The 25506-nt window shown below is 47.3% G+C and carries 2 protein-coding genes and 1 other RNA gene; 1 reads left to right on the forward strand and 2 read right to left on the reverse strand.

Going from position 1 to position 25506, the window contains the following annotated elements; all coding sequences use genetic code 11:
- Nucleotides 1–85 precede the first annotated feature (85 nt).
- Nucleotides 86–441, forward strand: a transfer-messenger RNA (tmRNA) gene (ssrA, locus tag DKT75_RS05210).
- Between the two features lie 296 nt (nucleotides 442–737).
- On the opposite strand, the gene DKT75_RS05215 is transcribed toward ssrA, so the two are convergent.
- Together DKT75_RS05215 and DKT75_RS05225 are read right to left on the reverse strand one after the other, a co-directional pair.
- Entirely contained in the window at nucleotides 738–4475 is a 3738-nt protein-coding gene (locus tag DKT75_RS05215; RefSeq protein WP_109822377.1) for a porin family protein, read from the reverse strand.
- A 175-nt stretch (nucleotides 4476–4650) separates the two neighbouring features.
- Nucleotides 4651–25506 carry a DUF7507 domain-containing protein gene (locus DKT75_RS05225; protein WP_109822379.1) on the reverse strand — a complete coding sequence of 6952 codons (20856 nt, stop codon included), beginning with the start codon at nucleotides 25504–25506 and terminating at the stop codon, nucleotides 4651–4653.

The following is a 25506-nucleotide window of genomic DNA, read 5'->3' on the forward strand; positions in this document are numbered from 1 at the left end:
TAGAACGGTAATAAGTGAGTGCAGTCATATACAATATCTTAAAGATGGCGTAGACTGCACAGACTACCAGTTATGGTATTTACATGGGGGCGACTTGGCTTCGACGTGGATAACAAACCCTGGGGAGCATGCAGTGAGGTATAGTGATCACTTAAATCCACGCTATAATTTATAGTTGCTAACGATAACAACTACTCTTTAGCGGCGTAAAAGCCTGCTAAATTCCCTTAAGTGTTCGCCCGCAGGCGCTAACTGGGAATCATTAATGCGGTATCGCGTGGAGGACTGTACAGGGCCGAAACGTTAAAACCTAACTGTAATCGCGGATACCTTCTCTGCCCGTCGAGGTTGTATTTGCTAAATTAATGACGGATTCTAAGCATGTAGCGCCTTCAGGCAGCGTGTTTGCGGACGCGGGTTCGATTCCCGCCGTCTCCACCACTATACTGTCTAACTGATATAAGAAAATCTAAAAACCCTTACGGCCTAACGCTTTAAGGGTTTTTTTATGTCTGTAGTAATCTAATATAATTCAGTAGTATTTACCCCTCAATGGGGTAAATTGGGGGGCTTCGATTTTTAGAGTAGAGATACTCCAAAATGAAGCGAAGCCTTACAGATAAGATGGCTAAGCCAGCCGAAGGTGGAAAAACCAAAGAAATATGATGGTGCTAACGAAGAAAGCCCCTCATGTGTATGAAGGCCTTCTTTAGTCAACGGTTGATGATAGGTAAGTCTTAGAACTTACCCACAAAGTTCAAGAACCAACCTTCCGCATCACCATCAAGTTCACTCAAGTCATCATTAAACGTTGTGAAGTTATACCCCACACCAACTTTGAAGTTTTTACCAAGGTGACGATCAAGTGAAACCACCGCGCCATGCTGACTATCTTCAGAGGCCTCAGAGTTTAGCCAGTGATAGCCCGCCATCGCGTCCCAGTTATGCGTCATGTGGTAAGTAACTCTTGCGCCAACCAGTGAAGCATCATTATCAGTCCATATGCCTGTATCTCTATCCGCTCGAATTTCACTTTCTTTATGCGCAAGCTTTCCGCCTACCTGCCAGCGTTGATTGACTTGGTAAGTGCTTTCTAAGCTAGCGATCAGTGACTTCTCATCCGCCACATCACTTTGTGATAACGGCTGTAAATCATACTCGTAGTTTAAGCGGCCAAGCACATTAAGACGGTCATGGTTCACAGGACGGTAAGCAAATCCAACGCCTATTTCTGTGAAGGTAGCATCGTTAGTGTCGTTCTCTTTATCCGTTGTTACTGAGTGGTTGAGCTTAGCCTGATAACGAAGCGAAGGCGTTGCACGGTAGTTCAGTGTATTGGTCGTAACCCATTGATCAGTACTTTCTGGTTCAGTCGCTGAGTTGTTCTCATCACGACGATACTCTATGCGTGAACTCGCTTTGGTTTTACCTTGGCTATAGGTAAACCCAGCCGTAACAGCATCCCGTTTTGTGACGCCAGTGCCATCATCGTTATCCAAGTCGATGGTTTGTAGCGAGCCGCTCAACGTGGTGTATTTGTTGTAATCGTAGTCAACACCAAAAGTATGACCAAGGCCTGAGGCGTCTGACTCATGTGTGAACTGGTGCTCAGTATAAACGTCTAGTCGATTACTCACGCTGCGTCGTTGGCCCACTGTAAACACATTACGTTTATCAAACGTGGAGTCGGTTGACAGCGTGTAGTTACTGTAGAGAGAGTGGATGTCATTGAGCTTGTAATCCACACCTGCAATAGCGCCATCACCACGGTCACCGCTGCTGACTTCAGCATTGAGCGTGAGACGATCATTAAATTTAGTCTTAGCACCCAGCGTCATTAAGTCATTGGACTCATACGAGCCGCTGTCGCTTAGCGTCTTTTGACCAACCGCATAAAGGTTGGTGTCGTCACTGACGTCATAACCAACTTTAAGCGCGGCTAGAGTGCCTTCGCCATCGGTGCTAGTGGTGTTGTTTGTTAGGTCTTCTTCTTTCTCTTTACGAAGTTCAGCACCTACTGTTAGCTTTTTATTGAGTGTGTATTCACCCTGTATGCTGGCAGTTTGGACTTTGCTGGTGTCTTCTTTTTTCAGCTGCGTTAGCGTGGTTGAGAGCGCAAAGTTCTTAGTCGCTTGTAGCGTTGCTTGTAAGCCTAGGTTTATCTCAGCGATGAGTTGATCGACCTTATTGCCGCTAGAGAAACCCGCATCGGTGTTTTTATACCAAGCAGCTGCCGTGCCTTTCTTGTTGCCGTAGTCTTCTAAATTAACGCGTGCTTCAACACTGTATGCCACTGCTTTTTTCGGTATTATTGTGCTGTTAGGTGTTAGCTCGCTAAAGTTTAAACCACCATCGTTAGAGCTGAAGCTACCCGTCGTTTGTACTGACTTAGACTCTGCGTACTCTGCAACGAGGTAAGTGCCTTTAGACTTTTTAACCGTGACATCAATGCCTTTTAAGTCGTAGTCATTATCGCCATCACGTTTTTCATGCGCATAGCTACCACCAATCGCAACGTGGTCACCTAGCCATGCTTTACCTCGCGCACCATAGCTGGCTTTATCGCTGTCAAAGTCATCGGGCACATACTCATAATCCACCATCAGATACACTTGGTTATCGGCGAGTGGGTTATTTTTGATAATGGATAAGTCGCCTTGTTCTGCAATTTGAAGCAGCGGACGATTTAGTATAATACGGCCTTGGAAATCATCGACTTGGTAGTCGCGGCCTTCTTCCATCGTGATTGTTTCAAGCACGAGGTCAGTATCATTGTCGCGAACTTCGACCCAAATCTTCTCTGAGCCAACGACAATATCCGAATCTTTTAAGTAGTAAAGACTGCCACCAGTACCCAAAAATTCAACGTGTCGCGCAGCGCTTTGTGATTCAGAAGCAAACACAGTGACGTCCGTTTTATGATCACCTAATTCAGTGACTCGGGTACTCTTACGATTGATTTTAGCGCCATACAAACTGCGGTTAAACGAGCTTAGCTCAGTGCCCGTCATGTCGGTATTGAAGTTACCCCATAGGCCACGAGACTTGTCCCAATCAACGCGCACGTAGATTTTACCTTGGCTATTGGTGTCATCGACAATCGTCGAGTCATCACCATAAACAGGGTAGTACTTGTCTGGGTCTAAGCGTCTAAAGACACTTTCTGGGTCTTTTTTATGAATGTCGTCAAATAGCTCATCAATCTCAGCTGTACCCGTATCCATTTGAGCGGTGACTAGGTAGCGGCCTTTGATTTTACCTTTTAGGTAGAACGCGAGACGGCCATCAACAAAGATATCGCCATCAAGGTATTTGTCACCATCGCTTAGGCTTTCTAAGTTATCGGAAACGTTACCTTCACCAATAGTCACATCGGCCAATCCCACCATAAATAAATAGCGGTCATCGACACTGGTTACTAGCTGCTTTTGATAGCTAAGATTATTGGCTTGGGTGATTTGGACGTTAAAGACATGATCACCTTGAGGCAGCAGTCGCTCGACGACAAAGCGTTCTTTAGCAACTGTGACTTTCTCACCATCGATAGTGATGGTGTTGCCGTCTTCGATGTCATTTCCGTGAATGCGCACGCGTGAGCCGTACAACGGAATGGTTTGTTTTGCTAAGTTGCTCTGTGGCAGTTTTTCACTCTGAACGACGGGTGCAATGTAACTGCTTGGTTCGCGCAAAGTGAGTTGACGAGGATGTGTCTCATCGACTCGGTTGGCTTTATCTTTAACCGTTAAAACGTATTTAAGCTCATCACCTATGTCTAATGCTTCTCCATCGGCGGTGCTGCCATCCCATTTTACTTGGTGACCATTGATAAGGTCTGTGCCGTTGAAGGTTTGTAGTGGTTTCAGCAGGTCTTCGTCTGTGCTGCTATAAATGGCGAGTTCCCAAGTATTAATGAACGCGCTGTAGTTTGTATTTAGTGTAAATGAAATAGGGGAGTCGAAGCGTTTGTTGTCTTCTAGTTCTATATTTTTAACCGTGGTGACTTCTAGTAATGGCGTTAATGCCACTGGGTCACTGGTGGTCCAGATCACACCGCCGTCATCTAGTCGAAGCGTGCGAGTCTGACTGGTATGTTGATGTTGTAGCTCATGAACTCGGGGTTGAGCGCTTGCCACAGTTGCTGGTTTGGCATTGCTCGTTTCTACGCTGCTCGTATTTACAATTGTAGGATCGACATCGCCTTCCGCATCTTCGTCCGCAACAGATCGTGTAGTGACCAGAGGCATGACGCTAGATTTTATTTGGGCGGATGCTTTTAACGTTTCAGTGACAGGGCTGACGGCTGGCTGTTTTTCTACGATTCTAATCGTGAACGAGTCATTGTCAGCGGCATTCGCCATCGCAAAAAAACTACCGATCGCTAGACTTAATAAAGATTTATTAAGCACAGACGTGAGGGTGTCTGTCTTGCGACCTGCTGTTACTACGGACTTATGGTCTGTTTGAATTGTTTTCATGGGGTAACCATTCGTTATTATTATTTATTAGCGTGGCGCGCTTTATTTAATTTTAATAGTAATCTAGTTGCGCCTAAGTTGTTAAAAACACTGGACAAGTGGGGTATTACTCGTGTTTTTACCGTTGCTTTGAACGACCAGACGTCCTTGTCTGGTGCATTCTTAGCAAGTCATGCTATTGCGTACTTTCCACTTTAACGTGGCCCATCATGTTGCCTAGCTTGCCATGCAGTGCTCTTCGAACACTGTTAGCACGAAGCTTAGCAAGACCCGCATTACCGTTAGACAAAATCTTGATATGTCCACTGCCATGCTGCTTGATGCTGTTGGCAATTCTATCCAGTACAGCATTATTACGTGCTTGTATCTGGACGCTGTTAGGCTCGAAGAAGTCATCTTTTAAATCTACTTCTACTGTCATTGCTTTGGCTTGAGGCTTTGCCTGAGTCTTGGCTGGTACCTTGGTAGGAGCAGCTTGTTTAACCACGTCTTTATGCTCATGGGTATGAGGCACTTTCTGTAGTTCTACCGGAAGCTCCACACCGAAGTTGATCTTATTCAACTTCGTGCCAGTGATACGTAGGACTCTTGGGTTCTCAGTCGTAAAGCGTGAACCTCTTGGCAACGTAGACATGTCTACTTTCAGAATGATATTTCTACCGATTCCTAAGCGTCCACCGTCAAGGTCTGGCAAGTGATAACGACCATATGCATCAGTCTCTATTAGTAAGCCTTCAACACTTGCAAGACGTACACCAGGAATACCTTCTTCAAGAATACCGTGGTTAGTCACTGTGATTTCTAGTACATCGGTTTCAACCGCAGGTACTCGTTTAGCCGCTAGTGGTGTTTGCGTTGGAACACCGCGAATACGACGAGTCGTTACACGAAGGTCTTGACCCGTTAAGCCTTTACGCTTCATCCCTGTATGTGCCGTTTCGATTTGGCCGTTATGACCCACCTTGATAACCGTTCCCTGTCGAGTCGTGACGATGAAGTCATTCTTCTTGGTGTAGGGCATACGTACCACTTTGCGGTAATTACTTGGCTTATCCAAGATGCTTAAACGACCATCAAGTGCGTTCAACTGCAAGCTGTTCCAACCGAAGTAATCACTTTTGAGGGTGATGCCAGTGGCTGTCGCAGAGTCTTGGAAACCATCGCCATCACGGTCATGGAAGACCTTACCAATAACCGTTGCTTGGTCGAGCCCGCTGTCTTGCGTAACAGAGATACAAGCCGTTGCGATGTTACTGGTTGCACTCGCCGTTGCTTGAGCCGTATTACATTGCTTGCCAGTTTGAGCTGTTGCACCAATCTTCACAACGTAAGTGATCTTGATATAACCGTTGGCTTCAACAGGAACAGTAAAGTCTGCAATCGTCACAGGGTCATTACCTGAGGTGTTTGCATCACTGGTTGTCAGCAAGGCGTGATCTGCATCATAGGTTTTCACTTTGATGGTTTCTTTGCTGATCTTGAAGCCGATCGGCAAGTCATCAACTACGCTGACACCTTCAGCGATGAAGCTGCTCTTGTTCTTCACCAAAATGGTGTAAGGCACAAGGTCACCCACAGAGGCTTCAGATTTCGCAGCGACTTTACTAATCAATAGCTCAGCATCTGGAATCATAAATGCAGACAGTGTAAGCAGTGTCGCAACATCCGTATTTGCTGACGGATCAGGCGATGCGTTATCACTACCGTCATTGTTTCTAGCATCTGACAGATCAGATCGACGAGAGCCACTTGGAGCCGTCGCGCCAGTAATTGACTGATTGCGAAGCTCTGACGGTGCGCCGTCTACAAAAGGATCAACCCTTGCCACGAAGCTGACGGTGTACTCGTCTTGTGGGCCGAGCAAACCATCTGTTCCAGTCAATAGTTTAGGGTCACTCGCTGTCCCATCGAAGCTGCTATTCGCTGTTGGAGCGATGGCTGTACCGCTGTCGTTTAGGTTAATAGTTACCGTCGGTGCGGTCACGATGTTAAGGAATGCCGTACCAAATTGATCACTCGACGTCATATTGTCTTCAAGGCTCAATGTGGTCAGATTCACATTACCTGTATTCTTAACAATGATCGTAAACGGTACGTTGAATGTGCGATCAGCATTGAGTACAGGCGTGCCTGCAATCTTGGTTGATCTCACTTCTGGTTGCTGCTCTGGCGGCGTAAATGGTGTTGGCGCATCTGTGTTATCAGCACCTGGGTTACTACCACTATCCGTTAGGTCACCAATCGTTAAGCTGCCTGTTGTACCACTCACCGATGCCTGATTTGTATACTCGCTTGGAGCATTTTCAGCATTCGGGTTGATACGTACAGTGAAGGTTAACTGGTAGCTATCGTTAGGCATCAACTGGCCATCAGCGCCACTGGTTAGCTGTGTCTCAGGCGTAACACCTGTGAATGCAGCGTTTGCAGTCGGTAGCTGAGAGTTACCAGAAGCGTTGCTTACAAAGCTAATGCTCGGCGTTGTGACAACAGAGACTAGAGATGTACCCAGTTGAGTCGCAAGGTCATCAACCACTGTCAGGTTATTGAGTCCCACCGTGCCAGTGTTTTTGACGATGATGGTGTAATCAATATCGAAGCTACCATTCGTATTAATGCGTGGTTCGCTCGCCGACTTGCTGGCTCTGATTTCAGGGTTAGCGGTGTTAGTTGTGACGCTATCGCTGAGTGGTTCTAGTTGTGAAGCGTCACCACTTGCAGTATTCACAATCTCACCTGCAACCACGTCAGACTCAGCAACTACTTTGGTACCCACTAATATGCAGCTAGCTTCTGGTGCCAATGTCGCACAGCTTAATGTGTTTGGCGTAATCATCGGATCACTCACTACGACATTACTAAGCGTTGCGGTTCCTGTGTTAGTCATTGTGATGGTATACGTCAACGTATCGCCTTCACTGACCACACCATTGCCATCTTCATCAGCATTTGTCGGTGAAGATTTTTCTAGTGTTGCAGCAGGGGAGAGAATCGCGCTGGTGTTGCTAGCGGTAGACTCAGCCGTTTGGTCACTATTGGCCGTAGCGTTATTAACGATTTCACCAGCGGTAACATCTGCTGCTGTTACAACATATTCTCCTGAAAGAACACACGTCGCTAAAGGTGCAACCGTTGCACAAGTCATCGTGTCGTTTGGCGCGGCTAATAAGCTATCAACAAGCTTTAGGTTCGTTAGTGTTACAGAGCCTGTATTGGTTGCTGTCACTGTGTACTGCAACGTATCGCCTGCACTGATTTCACCATTGTCATCTTCATCAAGATTTATAGGCGCTGGTTTAACGACTGATAATGTCGGCGTAGTGATTACTTCAATGCTATGGCTTGCTGGTGCAGTCGGTAATGTTCCACCTGCTGGCGTACCCGTAGCCGACGCTGAGTTATCAACACTTCCTGCATCTATTTCTGCTTGAGTCACAGTGTGGTTACAGCTGTAAACCCATGTTTCATCAGTGTCCAAGATACCTGCGTTTGCAGTGTCACCACTGTCAGGAGTCGTCGGAGCAACATCACACTTAGCATCAGTAAATGTCACATCTGAGATGCTGACGTTACCTGTGTTTTCTAGACTAAAGCTATAAACCGCGATGTCATCTTTGGCTGTTGGTGTAGAGTTTGATGTCTTTTCAAGTGTCCATGAAGGCGCTTGTTCAGCATCTATCGTTAGGTCAACAACCGGTGAAGTGACGCTACTACCGAGGTAGTTTGTTTCAGCGATCGCTTCATTGGTCACAGAGCCGCCATCTAAGTCAGCTTGTGTGACTTGGTAAGTAGCTTCACAGCTGACTGTTTCACCAGCGGTTAGGTCTGGATTAGCCGTCGTTGATGACCAACATACAAACGGCGCGCCATCATTGATCTTGTTGTCAGATACTGTGACATCAGCAACCAATGATGCATTGCCAGTGTTTTCAATCGTATAGGTATACGTCAACGTTTGATTTAGAGTATTAAAGACCGTATCCACAGAGCTCTTAGTCAGCGTGATTGCTGAAGTCGAGTTGCTTGGAACCGTTGCAGAATCAGTTGGTGATGTTGTTGTGCCATCGGTTGCTGTTGCAATATTGGTCGTGCTACCACGTGCAACATCATCCACTGTAATGGTGTAAGTACCCACACAACTATAGGTTGCTGCTGGCGCTACGCCCGTTGCTGGCCACGCATCACACGTGATGCCGCTAGCAGGGATCAGGTTGTCATCAATAGTTATTGGCGAAGTGATCGTGACATTACCCGTGTTAGTCACCTGGTAGTCATAAGTCGCAATCGCGCCAACCACATAGTCCTGAGCGTCTAGCGTATGGGCTGTTTTAACCAGTTCCAAGCTTGGCGCAGGTGTTACCGTAATGCTATGAGTCGCAGGTGCAGCTGGTAATATTCCACCTGCTGGTGTGCCGCTTGCAGACGCTGAGTTATCAACGCTTCCCGCATCAATTTCTGCTTGAGTGACGGTGTGTCCACAGCTGTAAACCCACGTTTCATCCGCATCTAGAATACTGTCAGCATTTAGGTCGCCACTGTCTGGTGCGGTAGGTGCTATATCACACTTAGCATCCGTTAGTGTTACCCCAGAAATACTCACATTACCCGTGTTTTCAAGGTTGAAGCTGTAGGCCGCAATATCGCCTTGTTGAGTCGGAGTAGAGCTAGATGTTTTGCTCAATGCCCAGCTTGGTGCCTGGTTCGCATTGATCGTGAGTTCAACCGCAGGTGCAGAAATCGTCGTACCGAGGTAGTTCGTTTCAGCGCTCGCGATATTCGTCACAAAGCCGTTATCTAGATCTGCTTGTGTCACTAAGTAAGTCGCTTCACAGCTCACCGTTTCACCTGCCGTAAGGTCAGGGTTTGCCGAGCTAGACGTCCAGCATACAAATGGCGTTCCATTATTGATCTTGTCATCAGTTACTGTGACGTCAGAGACCAATGCCGCATTACCTGTATTTTCAATCGTGTAGCTATAGGTCAAAGCTTGACCAAGCGTATTGAAGGTCGTATCAACAGAGCTCTTTGTAATCGTTAGAGCTGATGTCGAACCACTTGGAATCGTCGCAGAGTCAGTAGGAGAGGTTGTCGTACCATCTGTTGCTGTTGCAAGGTTGGTTGTACTACCAATCGCTACATCATCGACCGTGATCGTATAGGTTCCGATACAGCTATAAGTGGCTGCTGGCGCAACACCTGCCGCTGGCCATGCATCACAGCTGATGTCATTTGCAGGAATCAGGTTGTCGTTTATCGTGATTGGCGATGTGATCGTCACGTTACCTGTATTAGTTACAAGGTAGTCATAGATCGCAACTGCACCGACAACGAAGTCTTCAGCGGCCAATGCTTGCGCTGTTTTAACCAGTGCTAAGCTCGGCGTTGCTGCTACAGGAATGCTGTTAGTTGCAGGCGCAGTAGGTAGGTTTCCACCCGATGGTGTGCCGCTTGCAGACGCTGAGTTATCAACGCTTCCAGCATCAATTTCGGCTAGGGTTACAGTGTGGTTGCAGCTGTAAGCCCAAGTTTCGCCTGTATCTAGCACAGCGTTAGTATTTAGGTCGCCGCTGTCAGGAGAGCTTGGTGCTACATCACACTTCGCATCTGTCAGGGTAACACCTGAAATACTTACGTTACCTGTGTTTTCAAGGCTGAAGCTGTAAGCCGCAATATCACCTGCTTGTGTTGGCATAGAGCTAGATGTTTTGATCAATACCCAGCTTGGTGTCTGATCAGCATCAATCGTCAAATCAACAACAGGTGCAGAGATGATAGTACCTAAGTACTCGGTCTCAGCGCTTGCATCATTGGTGACAAAACCGTTATCTAGGTCAGTTTGAGTGACCGAGTAGTTCGCATCACAACTAATGGTTTCACCTGCTGTAAAGTCAGGATCAGCAGCTGTTGAAGTCCAGCAAACAAAGGCTGCACCACCGTCGATTTTGTTATCAGATACTGTGATATCAGAAACCAGCGAAGCATTACCTGTATTCTCCACTTCATAGGTGTACGTCAAGATTTGACCAACCGTATTAAAGGTCGAATCTGCCGAGCTTTTCGTAATCGTCAGTGCTGACGTTGAACCGCTTGGAATAGTCGCAGAGTCAGTAGGGGAGGTGGTTGTACCATCCGTTGCTGTTGCAAGGTTGGTTGTACTACCAATTGCTACATCACTCACTGTAATGGTGTAAGTACCCACGCAGTTATACGTTGCTGCTGGCGCTACACCCGTAGTCGGCCATGCGTCACACGAAATATCATTCGCAGGAATCAGATTGTCGTTCACTGTAATTGGCGATGTGATTGTTACGTTACCTGTATTTGTGATCAGGTAGTCGTAAGTCGCAACCGCGCCAACAATGAAGTCTTCAGCCGCCATCGCTTGAGCTGTTTTAACCAGTGCTAGGCTAGGCGTTGCCGCTACAGGAATGCTGTTGCTTGCAGGCGCAGTCGGTAGTGTGCCACCTGCTGGTGTACCGCTTGCAGATGCAGAGTTATCAACGCTTCCAGCATCAATTTCAGCTTGAGTCACTCTATGGCTACAGCTGTAAACCCAAGTTTCGCCAGTATCTAGTACTGAGTTAGCATTTTGGTCACCAGCATCAGGAGCAGTAGGCGCAACATCACACTGAGCGTCATTTAACGTAACACCAGAGATGCTGACGTTACCTGTGTTCTCAAGGTTGAAGCTATAAACCGCTAGATCACCTGCTTGTGTTGGTGCAGAGCTGGATGTCTTACCCAGTGTCCAAGACGGAGTAGGTGCTACTGGAATACTGTTGGTCGCTGGTGCAGCTGGCAATGTTCCGCCCGCTGGCGTACCGCTTGCAGACGCAGAGTTATCAACGCTTCCCGCGTCAATTTCAGCTTGTGTAACCGTATGGCTACAGCTGTAAATCCACGTCTCATCAGTATCTAGTGTCGAGTTATCATTGAGATCACCGCTATCAGGCGTTGTCGGTGCTACATCACACTGAAGATCTACTAGTGTGACACCAGAAATAGTGACGTTACCTGTGTTTTCAAGACTAAAGTTATAGACCGCTACATCACCTGCTTGTGTTGGCGTAGAGCTAGATGTTTTATCTAGCGTCCAAGACGGTGTAGGCGCGACTTGAATACTGTTGCTAGCAGGTGCCGCTGGCAATGTTCCACCCGTTGGTGTGCCACTTGCAGAGGCAGAGTTATCTACGCTTCCAGCATCGATTTCAGCTTGAGTAACGGTATGGTTACAGCTGTAAACCCAAGCCTCATCGGTATCTAATACTAAGTTAGCATTAAGATCGCCACTGTCAGGAGCCGTCGGTGCTGCATCACATTTTGCATCTGTTAGCGTTACAGTCGAAATGCTTACGTTACCCATGTTTTCAAGGCTAAAGCTGTAAACCGCAATATCACCTTGTTGTGTCGGTGTAGAGCTAGATGTTTTATCTAGCGTCCAGGACGGTGTTGGTGCGACAGGAATGCTGTTGCTAGCAGGTGCCGCTGGCAATGTTCCACCCGCTGGCGTACCGATTGCAGACGCAGAGTTATCAACGCTTCCAGCATCAATTTCCGCTTGAGTAACCGTATGGCTACAGCTGTAAACCCAAGTCTCACCGGTATCTAGTACCGAATTAGCATTTAGGTCGCCACTGTCAGGCGTTGTCGGTGCTACATCACACTGAGCATCCGTTAATGTCACACCAGTGATGCTGACATTACCTGTGTTTTCAAGACTAAAGCTATAAACAGCCACATCACCTGCTTGCGTTGGTGTAGAGCTAGATGTTTTGTCCAGCGTCCATGAAGGCGTCTGGTCAGCATTAATTGTTAGATCAACCGCTGGCGAGTAGATGCTTGTACCTAGGTATGCTGCTTCGGCACTCGCTTCATTCGTTACAAAACCATCATCTAAGTCCGCTTGTGTGACTAAGTAAGTCGCTTCACAGCTAATCGTTTCACCCGCAGTGAAGTCAGGGTTTGCCGTTGTTGAAGTCCAGCAAACAAACAGCGCGCCATCATTGATTTTATTGTCAGAAACCGAGATGTCTTCTACTAGTGAAGCATTACCCGTGTTCTGAACCGTGTAGGTGTACGTCAATGTTTGACCAAGTGTAGCGAAGGTCGTATCCACTGAGGTTTTTGTCAGCGTGATTGCTGATGTCGCACCATTTGGAATAGTCGCTGAGTCAGTAGGGGATGTGGTTGTACCATCCGTTGCTGTTGCAAGGTTAGTGGTACTACCAATCGCTACATCATTAAGTGTGATCGTGTAAGTACCGACACAGCTATAAGTAGCTGCTGGTGCAACACCTGTCGCAGGCCATGCATCACAGCTGATGTCATTCGCGGGAATCAGGTTGTCATTTACCGTAATTGGCGAAGTGATTGTGACATTACCTGTGTTGGTAACGAGGTAATCGTAGGTCGCCACAGCACCAACAATAAAGTCTTCTGGAGCCATTGTTTGTGCAGTTTTAACCATCACTAGGCTAGGTTCAGCTGTTACAGGGATGTTGTAAGTAGCTGGTGCCGTAGGCAATGTTCCACCCGCTGGCGTACCGCTTGCAGAAGCAGAATTATCAACACTTCCAGCATCGATTTCAGCCTGTGTAACCGAGTGGCTACAGCTGTAAACCCAAGTTTCATTTGTGTCTAGAACACCTGTATTAGTAGCATCACCACTGTCAGGGCTTGTTGGTGCTACATCACACTGTGCATCCGCTAGTGTCACACCTGAGATGCTTACGTTACCGGTGTTTTCTAGGCTAAAGCTATAAGCCGCAATATCACCCGCTTGTGTTGGTGTTGAGCTAGATGTTTTATCCAGTGTCCAAGATGGAGTAGGTGTTACTGCAATGCTGTTCGTGGCAGGCGCAGCAGGGAGTGTTCCACCCGCTGGTGTACCGCTTGCAGACGCTGTGTTATCAACACTTCCTGTATCAACTTCAGCTTGAGTAACCGTATGGCTACAGCTGTAAATCCAAGTTTCAGTTGTGTCTAATACAGAGTTAGCATTTAGGTCACCACTGTTAGGTGAGCCTGGTGCTGTATCACATTGCGCATCAGCCAGTGAAACGCCTGTAATGCTGACGTTACCTGTGTTTTCAAGACGGAAACTGTATACAGCGATATCACCTGCTTTTGTTGGCGTAGAGCTAGATGTTTTATCTAGCGTCCAAGATGGAATAGGTGTTACCGGAATGCTGTTCGTCGCAGGTGCTACAGGGAGCGTTCCACCTGCTGGCGTACCGCTTGTAGACGCAGAGTTATCAACACTTCCAGCATCAATTTCAGCTTGAGTAACCGTGTGGCTACAGCTGTAAATCCAATTTTCAGTTGTGTCTAGTACTGAGTTAGCATTTAGATCACCGCTGTTCGGCGTCGTAGGTGCAACATCACACTGAGCATCAGATAGTGCGACGCCAGAAATACTGACGTTACCTGTGTTTGCAAGGTTAAAGCTATAAACCGCTATGTCGCCTGCTTGTATTGGAGTAGAGCTAGAAGTTTTGTCTAGCGTCCAAGATGGTGTTGGTGCGACAGGAATACTATTAGTCGCCGGTGCAGCTGGTAGTGATCCACCTGCTGGTGTGCCACTTGCAGAAGCTGTGTTATCTACACTTCCCGCATCAACTTCTGCTTGAGTAACTGTATGGTTGCAGCTATAAATCCAAGTTTCAGTTGTGTCTAATACCGAGTCAGTATTGAGATCACCACTGTTCGGGCTTGAAGGTGTTGCATCACACTGTGCATCTGTAAACGTCACAGTCGAAATGCTGACGTTACCTGTGTTTTTAAGGCTAAAGCTATAAACCGCAATGTCACCTGCTTGTGTTGGAGTAGAACTAGATGTTTTGTCTAGCGCCCATGATGGCGTTTGATCTGCATCAATCGTCAGGTCAACTGCTGGTGAAGAGATGCTAGAACCTAAATATTCCGCTTCAGCATTCGCTTCATTCATCACAAAGCCATTATCTAAGTCCGCTTGGGTGACTAGGTAAGTCGCTTCACAGCTAACCGTTTCACCTGCTGTAAAGTCAGGGTTGGCTGTTGTAGAAGTCCAGCAAACAAACGGTGTGCCACCATTGATTTTATTGTCTGACACGGTCACGTCAGTAACGAGTGAAGCATTACCTGTATTTTCAACGTTATAGGTATACGTCAGTGTTTGACCAAGCGTATTAAAGACAATATCTACAGAACTTTTAGTCAGAGTAATTGCTGATGTCGCACCATTTGGAATCGTTGCAGAATCCATTGGTGAAGTCGTCGTCCCATCGCTCGCTGTTGCAAGGTTAGTCGTACTACCAATCGCGACATCATTAACCGTAATTGTGTAAGTACCCACACAACTGTAGGTTGCTGCTGGAGCAATGCCTGCTGCTGGCCATACATCACACGTAATATCATTCGCAGGAATGAGGTTATCACTTACCGTAATAGGGGAGGTGATCGTGATGTTACCGGTATTAGTAATAAGGTAATCGTAGTTCGCAACCGCGCCAACAATGAAGTCTTGAGGCGCCATGTTTTGTGCCGTTTTAACGAGTTCCAGGCTTGGTTCTGCAGTGACAGGAATACTGTTACTTGCAGGCGCTACATGCAGTGTTCCACCCGCTGGAGTACCACTAGCCGAAGCTGAGTTATCAACACTTCCAGCATCAATCTCAGCTTGAGTAACCGTATGGCTACAGCTATAAACCCAAACCTCACCTGTGTCCAAAATACCTACATTTGCCACGTCACCACTCTCAGGAGTAGTCGGTGCAATATCACACTGAGCATCAGTTAACGCAACACCAGAGATGCTAACGTTACCTGTGTTCTCAAGATTGAAGCTATAAACCGCTACATCACCTGCTTGTGTTGGTGTAGAGCTAGATGTTTTATCCAGTGTCCAAGAGGGCGTAGGTGTAACTGGAATGCTGTTAGTTGCCGGTGCTGCAGGCAGTGTTCCACCCGCTGGCGTACCACTAGCCGAAGCCGTGTTATCAACACTTCCAGCATCAACTTCCGCTTGAGTTACCGTATGATTACAGCTGTAAACCCAAGTTTCACCCGTATCTAATACCGAGTCAGCATTAAGATCACCACTGTTAGGCGTTGTTGGTACGACATCACACTGAGCATCTGCCAAAGCAACACCTGTGATGCTGACATTACCTGTGTTTTCAAGGCTAAAGCTGTAGACCGCAATGTCATCGGCTTGTCTTGGTGTAGAGCTTGAAGTTTTCCCTAAAGCCCAAGATGGTGTCGGTATAACAGGAATGCTGTTAGTCGCAGGTGCTGGAGGCAGTGCTCCACCGGCTGGCGTACCACTAGCTGAAGCCGTATTATCGACGGATCCCGCATCAATTTCAGCTTGAGTCACTGTATGGTTACAGCTATAAACCCAAGTCTCATCGGTATCCAAAGTACCAATGTTCGCTACGTCACCACTATCTGGCGTCGTAGGTGCTTCATCACACTGAGCATCCGCTAACGCCACGCCAGTAATGCTGACATTACCTGTGTTCTCAAGACTAAAGCTATAAACCGCAATATCGTCTTTCTGAGTAGGCGTCGAGCTAGATGTCTTATCTAATGTCCAAGATGGAGTAGGCGTTACAGGAATACTGTTGGTCGCTGGAGCCGCTGGCAGTATGCCACCCGCTGGCGTACCACTCGCAGAAGCAGAGTTATCAACACTTCCAGCATCAACTTCAGCTTGAGTAACCGTATGATTACAGCTGTAAATCCACGTCTCATCTGTGTCCAAAATACCTATATTCGCTACATCACCGCTATCAGGAGTCGTAGGCGCTACATCACACTGCGCATCCGCTAAGGTCACCGCTGAAATGCTCACATTACCCGTGTTCGCAAGACTAAAACTATAAACCGCAATATCGTCTTTCTGGGTAGGTGCTGAGCTAGATGTTTTATCCAGCGTCCATGAAGGAGTTGGAGTAACAGGGATACTATTAGTCGCAGGTGCAGCTGGCAGTGTTCCACCCGCTGGTGTACCGCTCACAGATGCCGAGTTATCAACACTTCCGGCATCAACCTCAGCTTGAGTCACTGTATGGTCACAGCTATAAACCCAAGTCTCATCGGTATCCAAAGTACCGATATTCGCCACATCACCACTGTCTGGTGTTGTCGGAGTCACATCACACTGAGCATCAGTAAATACAACACTAGAAATACTCACATTTCCGGTGTTTTCCAGGCTAAAGCTATACGTTGCAATATCGCCTTGTTGAGTCGGTGCCGAGCTAGACGTTTTATCTAATGTCCATGATGGCGTTTGATCCGCATCAATCGTCAAATCAACAGCAGGTGCCGAGATAACAGAGCCAAGGTATTCAGTATCAGCACTGGCTTCATTCGTTACAGAGCCATTATCCAAGTCTGCTTGAGTAACCAAATAAGTTGCTTCACAGCTCACGATCTCGCCTGCTGTAAAGTCAGGGTTTGCTGCTATTGAAGCCCAGCACACAAACGGAGTCCCACTATTGATCTTATTATCAGACACCATCACATCTGCGACTAATGACGCATTACCCGTGTTTTCAACATCATAGGTATAAGTCAGCGTTTGACCAAGCGTAGCAAAGACCGTATCCACAGAGCTTTTAGTCAGAGTAATTGCTGACATCGAACCACTTGGGATCGTTGCAGAGTCTGTTGGTGAAGTCGTTGTGCCATCGCTTGCCGTAGCAAGGTTAGTGGTACTACCAATCGCCACATCATTGATCGTAATCGTGTAAGTACCGACACAGCTATACGTTGCTGACGGTGCAACACCCGCTGCTGGCCATGCATCACAGGTGATATTGCTAGCAGGAATCAGGTTATCGCTCACCGTAATAGGGGAGGTGATTGTAACGTTACCCGTATTAGTCACTAGGTAATCATAGGTCGCAACTGCACCGACAACGAAGTCTTCTGGTGCCAAGTTTTGAGCCGTTTTAACCATTGCTAAGCTTGGCTCGGCAATCACAGGAATGCTGTGAGTGGCAGGTGCTACAGGCAGTGTTCCACCCGCTGGTGTACCGCTTGCAGACGCAGCGTTATCAACACTTCCAGCATCAATTTCAGCTTGAGTAGTGTTATGGTTACAGCTGTAAACCCAAGTTTCGCCTGTGTCCAAAATACCTGTATTTGCTACGTCACCACTGTCAGGTGCCGTCGGTGCAACATCACACTGAGCATCAGTTAACGCAACACCAGAGATGCTGACATTACCTGTGTTCTCAAGGCTGAAGCTATAAGCAGCTACATCACCGGCTTGTGTTGGAGTAGAGCTAGATGTTTTATCCAGTGTCCAAGATGGCGTCGGCGTAACAGGAATGCTGTTAGTTGCAGGTGCAACAGGGAGCGTTCCACCCGCTGGCGTACCACTTGCAGAAGCCGTGTTATCAACCGAACCCGCATCAACCTCAACTTGAGTAACCGTATGATTACAGCTATAAACCCAAGCTTCATCCGTATCTAATACAACGTTAGCATTAAGATCACCACTGTTAGGCGTCGTTGGTGCTACATCACACTGAGCATCAGCTAACGCAACGCCAGTAATGCTAACGTTACCCGTGTTTTCAAGGTTAAAACTATAAACCGCTACATCACCGGCTTGTGTTGGCGTAGAGCTAGATGTCTTATCCAATGTCCAAGATGGCGTAGGTGTTACAGGAATACTGTTGCTCGCTGGAGCCGCTGGCAACGTTCCACCCGCTGGTGTTCCACTTGCCGAAGCTGTGTTATCAACCGAGCCAGCATCAATTTCAGCTTGAGTAGCCGTATGGGTACAGCTATAAACCCAAACCTCATCTGTTTCTAGAATAGAATTAGTATTCGCATCACCACTATTTGGTGCTGTTGGTAAAGCATCACATTGCGCATCCGCGAAAGTGATCGCAGATATAGTGACGTTACCCGTATTGGTTAGAGCAAAGCTATACAACACAACATCATCTTTTTGAGTTGGGGTTGAGCTAGATGTTTTATCCAATGTCCAAGATGGCGTAGGCGTTACAGGAATGCTGTTAGTCGCAGGAGCAGCTGGCAACGTTCCACCTGCTGGCGTACCACTTGCCGAAGCCGTGTTATCAATCGAACCCGCATCAACCTCAGCTTGAGTCACCGTATGATCACAGCTGTAAACCCAAACCTCATCCGTTTCTAAAACAGAGTTCGCATTCGCATCACCATTGTCTGGCGCTGTTGGTAAAGCATCACACTGAGCATCCGCGAATGTAATCGCAGAGACTGTGACATTACCTGTATTAGTTAGAGCAAAGCTATATGTTACGACATCGTCTTTTTGAGTCGGTGCAGAGCTAGATGTCTTATCCAATGTCCAAGCCGGAGCAGGGACCACAGGAATACTATGAGTCGCACTAACATTCGCTAGTCCGCCTTCTTGAGTAGTACCGCTTGCAGTCGCCGTGTTATCAACCGAGCCCGCATCAACTTCCGCTTGAGTCGTTGTGTGGTCACAGCTAAACACCCAAGTTTCATCATGGTCTAAAACATTGAACGGTGCATTGTCACCACTATCTGGAGTCGTTGGCGCAACGTCACATTGTGTATCCGCTAAAACAACGGATGTAATAGACACATTACCCGTATTCTCAAGTGTAAATGAGTAAGTAGCGATGTCATCTTTTTGGGTGATCGTTGAAGTAGACGTTTTATCCAGCGTCCAACTCTGATCTCTCGGAATAGCGATGCTCAGATCTGCAGGTGCATCTGATAACGTTCCACCAGCCGGTGTACCCGTTGCAGAAGCAAAGTTTTCTACCGAACCCGCATCTACCTCTGCTTGAGTAACGCTATGGTCACAGCTGTAGTTCCAAATTTCATCAACATCCAGCGAGCCCATCGTTGCCGCATCGCCGCTATCTAAAGCCAGTGTTGCAATATCACACTGAGCATCAGTTAATGTCACACCGCTAACCGTCACATTACCCGTGTTTTCTAGGGCAAAGGTATAACTAACGATTTGACCAACTGCTGTTGGTGTCGAGCTAGACGTTTTGCTTAGTGTCCACTTAGGGTCAGCAACGACTGAAATCGTATTGTCGTCAGTTGCATTTGCCAGTGTGCCACCAGCAGGTGTACCTGCCGCAGTCGCTGTATTTTCAACGCTACCCGCATCAATTTCTGCCTGGGTAACGGTATAATCACAGCTATAAATCCATGTTTCATCAACTTCTAAAGTGCCTAGTGGCGCGTTATCACCACTATCTAAACTAAGTGTTCCCGCGTCACATTTAGGATCGCTCAAGTTAACCGCGCTAACAGTCACATTACCCGTATTTTCAAGGCTAAAGCTGTAGCTAACCAGTTGGCCCGCTGCCGTTGGCATAGACGAGGATGATTTATCCAACGACCAACTCGGTGTTTGTGCTGCATTGATCGTTAGGTCAACAGCAGGCGCATAAACATTCGTAGTGAGTGCATAAGTTGTTTCCGCACTAGCTTCATTCGTTACAAAACCAGCATCTAAGTCAGCTTGCGTAACAGTATAAGTAGCGTCACAGCTGATCTCTTCGTTAGGCGTAAAGTCCGGATCAGTAGTCGGTACCGACGTCCAGCATACAAACGGAGTCCCGCCATTGATTTTATTGTCCGACACTAATACATCGGCTACAAACGAGGCATTACCGCTATTAGTGACCTTATAGGTGTAAGTCACTGTCTGGTTTAGTGTCGCAAACGTGGTATCAACAGAGCTTTTCACTAAGGTAATTGCTGGAGTTGCACCCGCTGGAATAGTCGCCGATCCTGTTGGTGACGTTGTTGTGCCATCGGTTGCCGATGCTAGGTTAGTGGTACTACCCAATTCAACATCGTTAATAGTGATGGTGTAAGTACCGACACAGCTATACGTTTCTGTTGGTGCAACACCTGCTGCTGGCCATGGATCACAGGTGATATTAGCAGCAGGAATCAAGTTGTCATTGACGGTAATAGGGCTAGTGATGGTCACGTTACCCGTATTCGTCACTAAGTAATCATAAGTCGCCGTCGCACCAACAATATAATCAGCGGGTGCCATTGATTGCGCTGTTTTAATAAAGTCTAGTGCAGGCGCAGCAGCCACAGGAATGCTGTTAGTGGCAGTCACCGGTACCAGCGTTCCGCCAGCCGAAGTACCCGTTGCCGTTGCGGTGTTATCAACCGTTCCCGCATCGATTTCTGCTTGTGTCACTGTGTGATTACAGCTGTAAACCCAAACTTCATCAGTCTCTAAAACACTATTAGTATTGCTGTCGCCACTATCAGGCGTAGTAGGTGCTGCATCACATTGAGCATCAGAAATCGCAATGCCTGAAACAGTCACGTTACCCGTGTTAGTTAGGGTAAAGCTGTAAGCAACGATATCGTTTTCAGCGCTAGGCACTGAGCTTGATGTCTTATCGAGTGTCCATGATGGAGCCGCTGTCACAGGAATATTTAGCGTGTCTGTCACAGGGGCTAATGTGCCACCTGCTGGCGTACCAGTCATCGTCGCCGTGTTATCAACCGTTCCCGCGTCAACTTCCGCTTGAGTCACTGTGTGGTCACAGCTGTAAACCCAAACTTCATCCGTTTCTAACACATTATTAGTATTTGTATCGCCACTGTCAGCAGCGATAGGTGTTGCATCACACTGAGCATCCGCTAAAGCAATGCCTGAAACCGTCACGTTACCCGTGTTAGTTAGTGTGAAGCTGTAAGTAACAATGTCATCTTTCGCCGTTGGTGTAGAGCTAGAAGCTTTGTCTAACGTCCATGACGGAGTCGCAGTTACAGGAATGTTAAGTGTGTCTGTCACAGGTGCTAATGTACCGCCAGCGGCAGTACCCGTAGCCGTCGCCGTGTTATCAACCGAACCTGCATCAACTTCAGTTTGAGTCACGGTATGATCACAGTTATAGACCCAGATCTCGTCTGTTTCTAAAACACTGTTTGTATTTAGGTCACCACTATTAGGTGCTGTTGGTGTTACATCACACTGAGCATCGGCTAAACCAATGCCAGACACTGTTACGTTGCCTGTGTTAGTTAGTGTAAAGCTGTAAGCAACTACATCATCTTTTGCAGTGGGTGTTGAGCTAGATGTTTTATCTAACGTCCAAGACGGAGTAGGGGTGACAGGAATATTAAGTGTATCCGTAACAGGCGCTAATGTGCCGCCCGCCGCAGCGCCTGTTGCAGTCGCCGTGTTATCAACCGAACCTGCATCAACTTCAGCTTGTGTAACCGTATGATCACAGCCGTAAACCCAAACCTCGTCCGTCTCTAAAATACTATTTGTATTTAGATCGCCACTCGTTGGAGCCGTAGGTGCGACATCACACTGAGCATCGGCTAACGCAATGCCAGATAACGTGACGTTACCCGTATTAGTCAGGCTAAAGCTGTAAGTAACAACGTCGTCTTTAGCTGTCGGTGTTGAGCTAGATGTTTTGTCCAGCGTCCAAGACGGAGTAGGTGTAACAGGAATATTAAGGGTATCCGTAACAGGCGCTAATGTGCCACCCGCCGGTGTACCTGTTGCAGTCGCCGTATTATCAACCGTACCCGCATCAACTTCCGCTTGGGTCACCGTATGATCACAGTTGTAGACCCAAATCTCATCCGTTTCTAAAACACTGTTTGTATTTAGGTCGCCACTCGCTGGAGCAGTAGGCGCGACATCACACTGTGCATCCACCAACGCAATACCAGAAACAGTGACGTTACCGGTGTTCGTTAGTGTGAAGCTATAAGTAACAATCTCATCTTTTGCAGTCGGTGTAGAAGTAGATGCCTTTTCCAATGTCCAAGATGGAGTGGCTGTAACAGGAATACTATTCGTTGCTGTCACTGGCGCTAATGTTCCACCTGAAGGTGTACCTGCCGCAGTGGCGGTATTATCAACCGAACCCGCATCAACTTCCGCTTGCGTCACCGTATGATCACAGCTGTAAACCCAAGTCTCATCAACTTCTAGCGTGCCAGTAGGGGAGTTATCACCACTGTCTAGCGTTAGTGTGCTCGCATTACAGTTCGCATCGCTTAAGGTAATCGTACTAACAGAGACGTTACCTGTGTTTTCAAGGCTAAAGCTGTAGCTAGCAATTTGGCCAGCTTCGGTTGGTGTTGAGCTAGATGTTTTATCCAGTGTCCAGCTTGGTGTTTGCACCGCTGGAATCGTTAGGTCAGCAACCTGTGAAGATAATGGAGAGCCAGTATGAGATGTTTCCGCGCTCGCTTCATTCGTGACAAAACCAGCATCCAAGTCTGCTTGAGTGACATTATAAGTAGCGGTACAGCTAATGATTTCACCAGGCGTGAAGTCTGGGTCTGAAGCAGGGACTGATGTCCAGCATACGAATGGCGTGCCACCGTTAATTTTATTATCTGACACCGTTACGTCTGCCACTAATGACGCATTACCCGTGTTTTCAACGTTGTAGGTATAAGTCAGTGCTTGGTTTAGCGTCGCAAAGCTAGTATCAACTGAGCTTTTAGTAATCGTAATTGCAGGTGTTGCGCCACTTGGAACCGTAGCCGAATCCGTTGGAGAGGTAGTTGTACCATCTGTTGCTGTTGCTAAGTTAGTGGTACTGCCCAAAGCAACATCCGCCACTGTCACTGTGTAAGTACCGACACAGTTATAAGTGCCAGTAGGTGCTACGCCAGCAGCAGGCCATGGGTCACAGGTAATACCTGTTGGGATCAAGTTATCATCGATGGTAATAGGCGTGGTAATCGTGACATTACCTGAGTTAGTGACTAGATAGTCATACGTCACGGTTGCGCCAACAACAAATTGTGCTGAGCTAATCGCTTGAGCCGTTTTAACGAGTTCAAGACTTGGCGTTGCTGTCACAGGAATATTAAAACTTGCTGACTCGGGTGCTAGTGAGCCACCTGCTGGAGTACCTGAAGCCGTCGCTGTGTTATCAACTGTTCCCGCGTCAATTTCTGCTTGAGTCACCGTATGATCACAGCTGTAAACCCAGATCTCATCCGTTTCTAAAATACTATTGGCGTTACTGTCGCCGCTAGCAGGTGAGGTCGGTGCAGCATCACACTGGGCATCCGCTAAGCTAATGCCTGAAACAGTAACGTTACCAGTGTTGGTTAGGGTGAAGCTGTAAGAGACGGTATCGTTTGCAGCCGTTGGCGTTGAGCTAGATGTCTTGTCTAGCGTCCAAGAAGGTGTTGCTGTAATCGGTGTCTGTAGGTCATCCGTTGCAGGCGCAAGCGTGCCGCCTGCTGGCGTACCTGAAACGCTAACATTGTTATCAACCGTTCCTGCATCTACTTCTGCTTGAGTCACGGCAATAGAAGTACAGCTATAAACATGTGTCTCAGTGACATCTAATGCGGTGTCAGAGTCAGTATCGCCACTAACCAAAGTTGGTGCAGTCGCGCACTTTGCATCAGTAACTACAATACTATTGATCGATACATTACCTGTGTTTTCAACGGCAAATGTATATACCAGCGTGTCGTTTTTCTTAGCCGGTGTGCTAGCCGTTGCCTTTTCTATCGTCAGGCTTGGCACTGGCTGCGTCATCGCCACAGCTGCATTGGCAGTAGGGTCAACTAATGTGCCACGCTTTGGCGTACCTGTTGCGGTTGCAATGTTTGTTACATCAACACCCGCATCGATATCATCCTGAGTGATAGTGTAAGTTGCAGTAAAAGTCGCAGAACCACCCGGAGAAAGAGAGTCAATACTGCCATCAGCGCTAGCGTCAGTACTTAGGCCGTTAGGGTTAGCAATAATTGAATCGCCAGCGATGGCAGATAACGTGCCAGAGCCTGAGTGTGCGTCAGAGACCGTGACATCTTCTATCGTTAACTCACCGATATTATTGACGGTATAGGTGTAAGTAATGACATCACCCAAAACCGCATCAACTGTTTTAGACGCAACCTTTGAAACGGTTAGCGTAGGCTCAATAGTAGGCCCTGACACTGTTAGTGTGCCCGAGACATTACCGATTGTTCCCTCTGTTGGGTCAGCGGTTACGTTCGCTGTGTTAACAAAGACAACATCGTCATCTAAGTTTTGTTGCGAGACCGTGTGTGCGCCAGAGCAGGTCATAGTCTCGCCACTGGTTAGTGTGGTCTTAGGGCAGCTCACTGTGCCTGTAATAAATGAGTCGACGACGGCAACGTTGTTTAGTATGACCGAGCCAATGTTTGTGACGACAAAATCATAGTTTAAGACTTCACCAACCACAGAATAATTTGTTTTGTCAGCAAACTTTTCAATAGTAATACCCGGTGCAACTTCCGGTGTACCCGTTGCATCGTCACCATCGGTGAAGTACCAAAAGTTATCGCCTCGCGTTGCACTACCGTCTAAATCAAGTACTTCAGGCGTTGTGCTACCCGTTGTTAAAATATCGTCTAGTAGGCCTGTGACAGGTGCTAGATCAAACCAAGCGGTACTCGTTTCGGTAGCGCCTTGGTTTCTAAAGCAGTTTTCAAAACCGTTAGAGACTGTACCCGTTGTATTTGTACGTTCAGTCAATGGGCCAGTAAAGCTAGAAACGGTATACCCGTTTAGAAGAAAAAAAACGTCGTCTTCATCGAAGTTACCGACACAAGCATCACCATCTCGTGCGGTTAGACGAACATAACCTTCAACAATTGAGCCACCAAAATACGTTGAGCAAGTCACTGTTCCACAGTTAAGTACTTGGGTTGGGCCAAGTTGAAAAGGACTACCTTGAAAGGCAGCTGGGGAACCTGTTTGCTCAAAGCCAATGAACTGAGTTGATGGGTTTACAAACTGATAATAAATATTTCCGTTGGCACCGATTAGCACCACCATGGTTCCACCAACCGCAGGGTAGGTCACTGGAATCGCACCATTGTTGTTTGGCACCGTTTCGGTAAATGTAGTGGCCTGAACAGTAGACACAGTCAGTACATACAATGAGAAGAATGCAATTAGTAGCGGTTTCATAGAGCGCCATGGGATGCACGCCAAAGGATCAGTGATCCATTTGGTGTGAAAACTTGGAATCAGTGAAATTAAAGTGCTGCTTAATAGCTTACTTAGATTCAT

The sequence above is a fragment of the Leucothrix arctica genome (genome assembly GCF_003172895.1).
Lineage (GTDB): Bacteria > Pseudomonadota > Gammaproteobacteria > Thiotrichales > Thiotrichaceae > Leucothrix > Leucothrix arctica.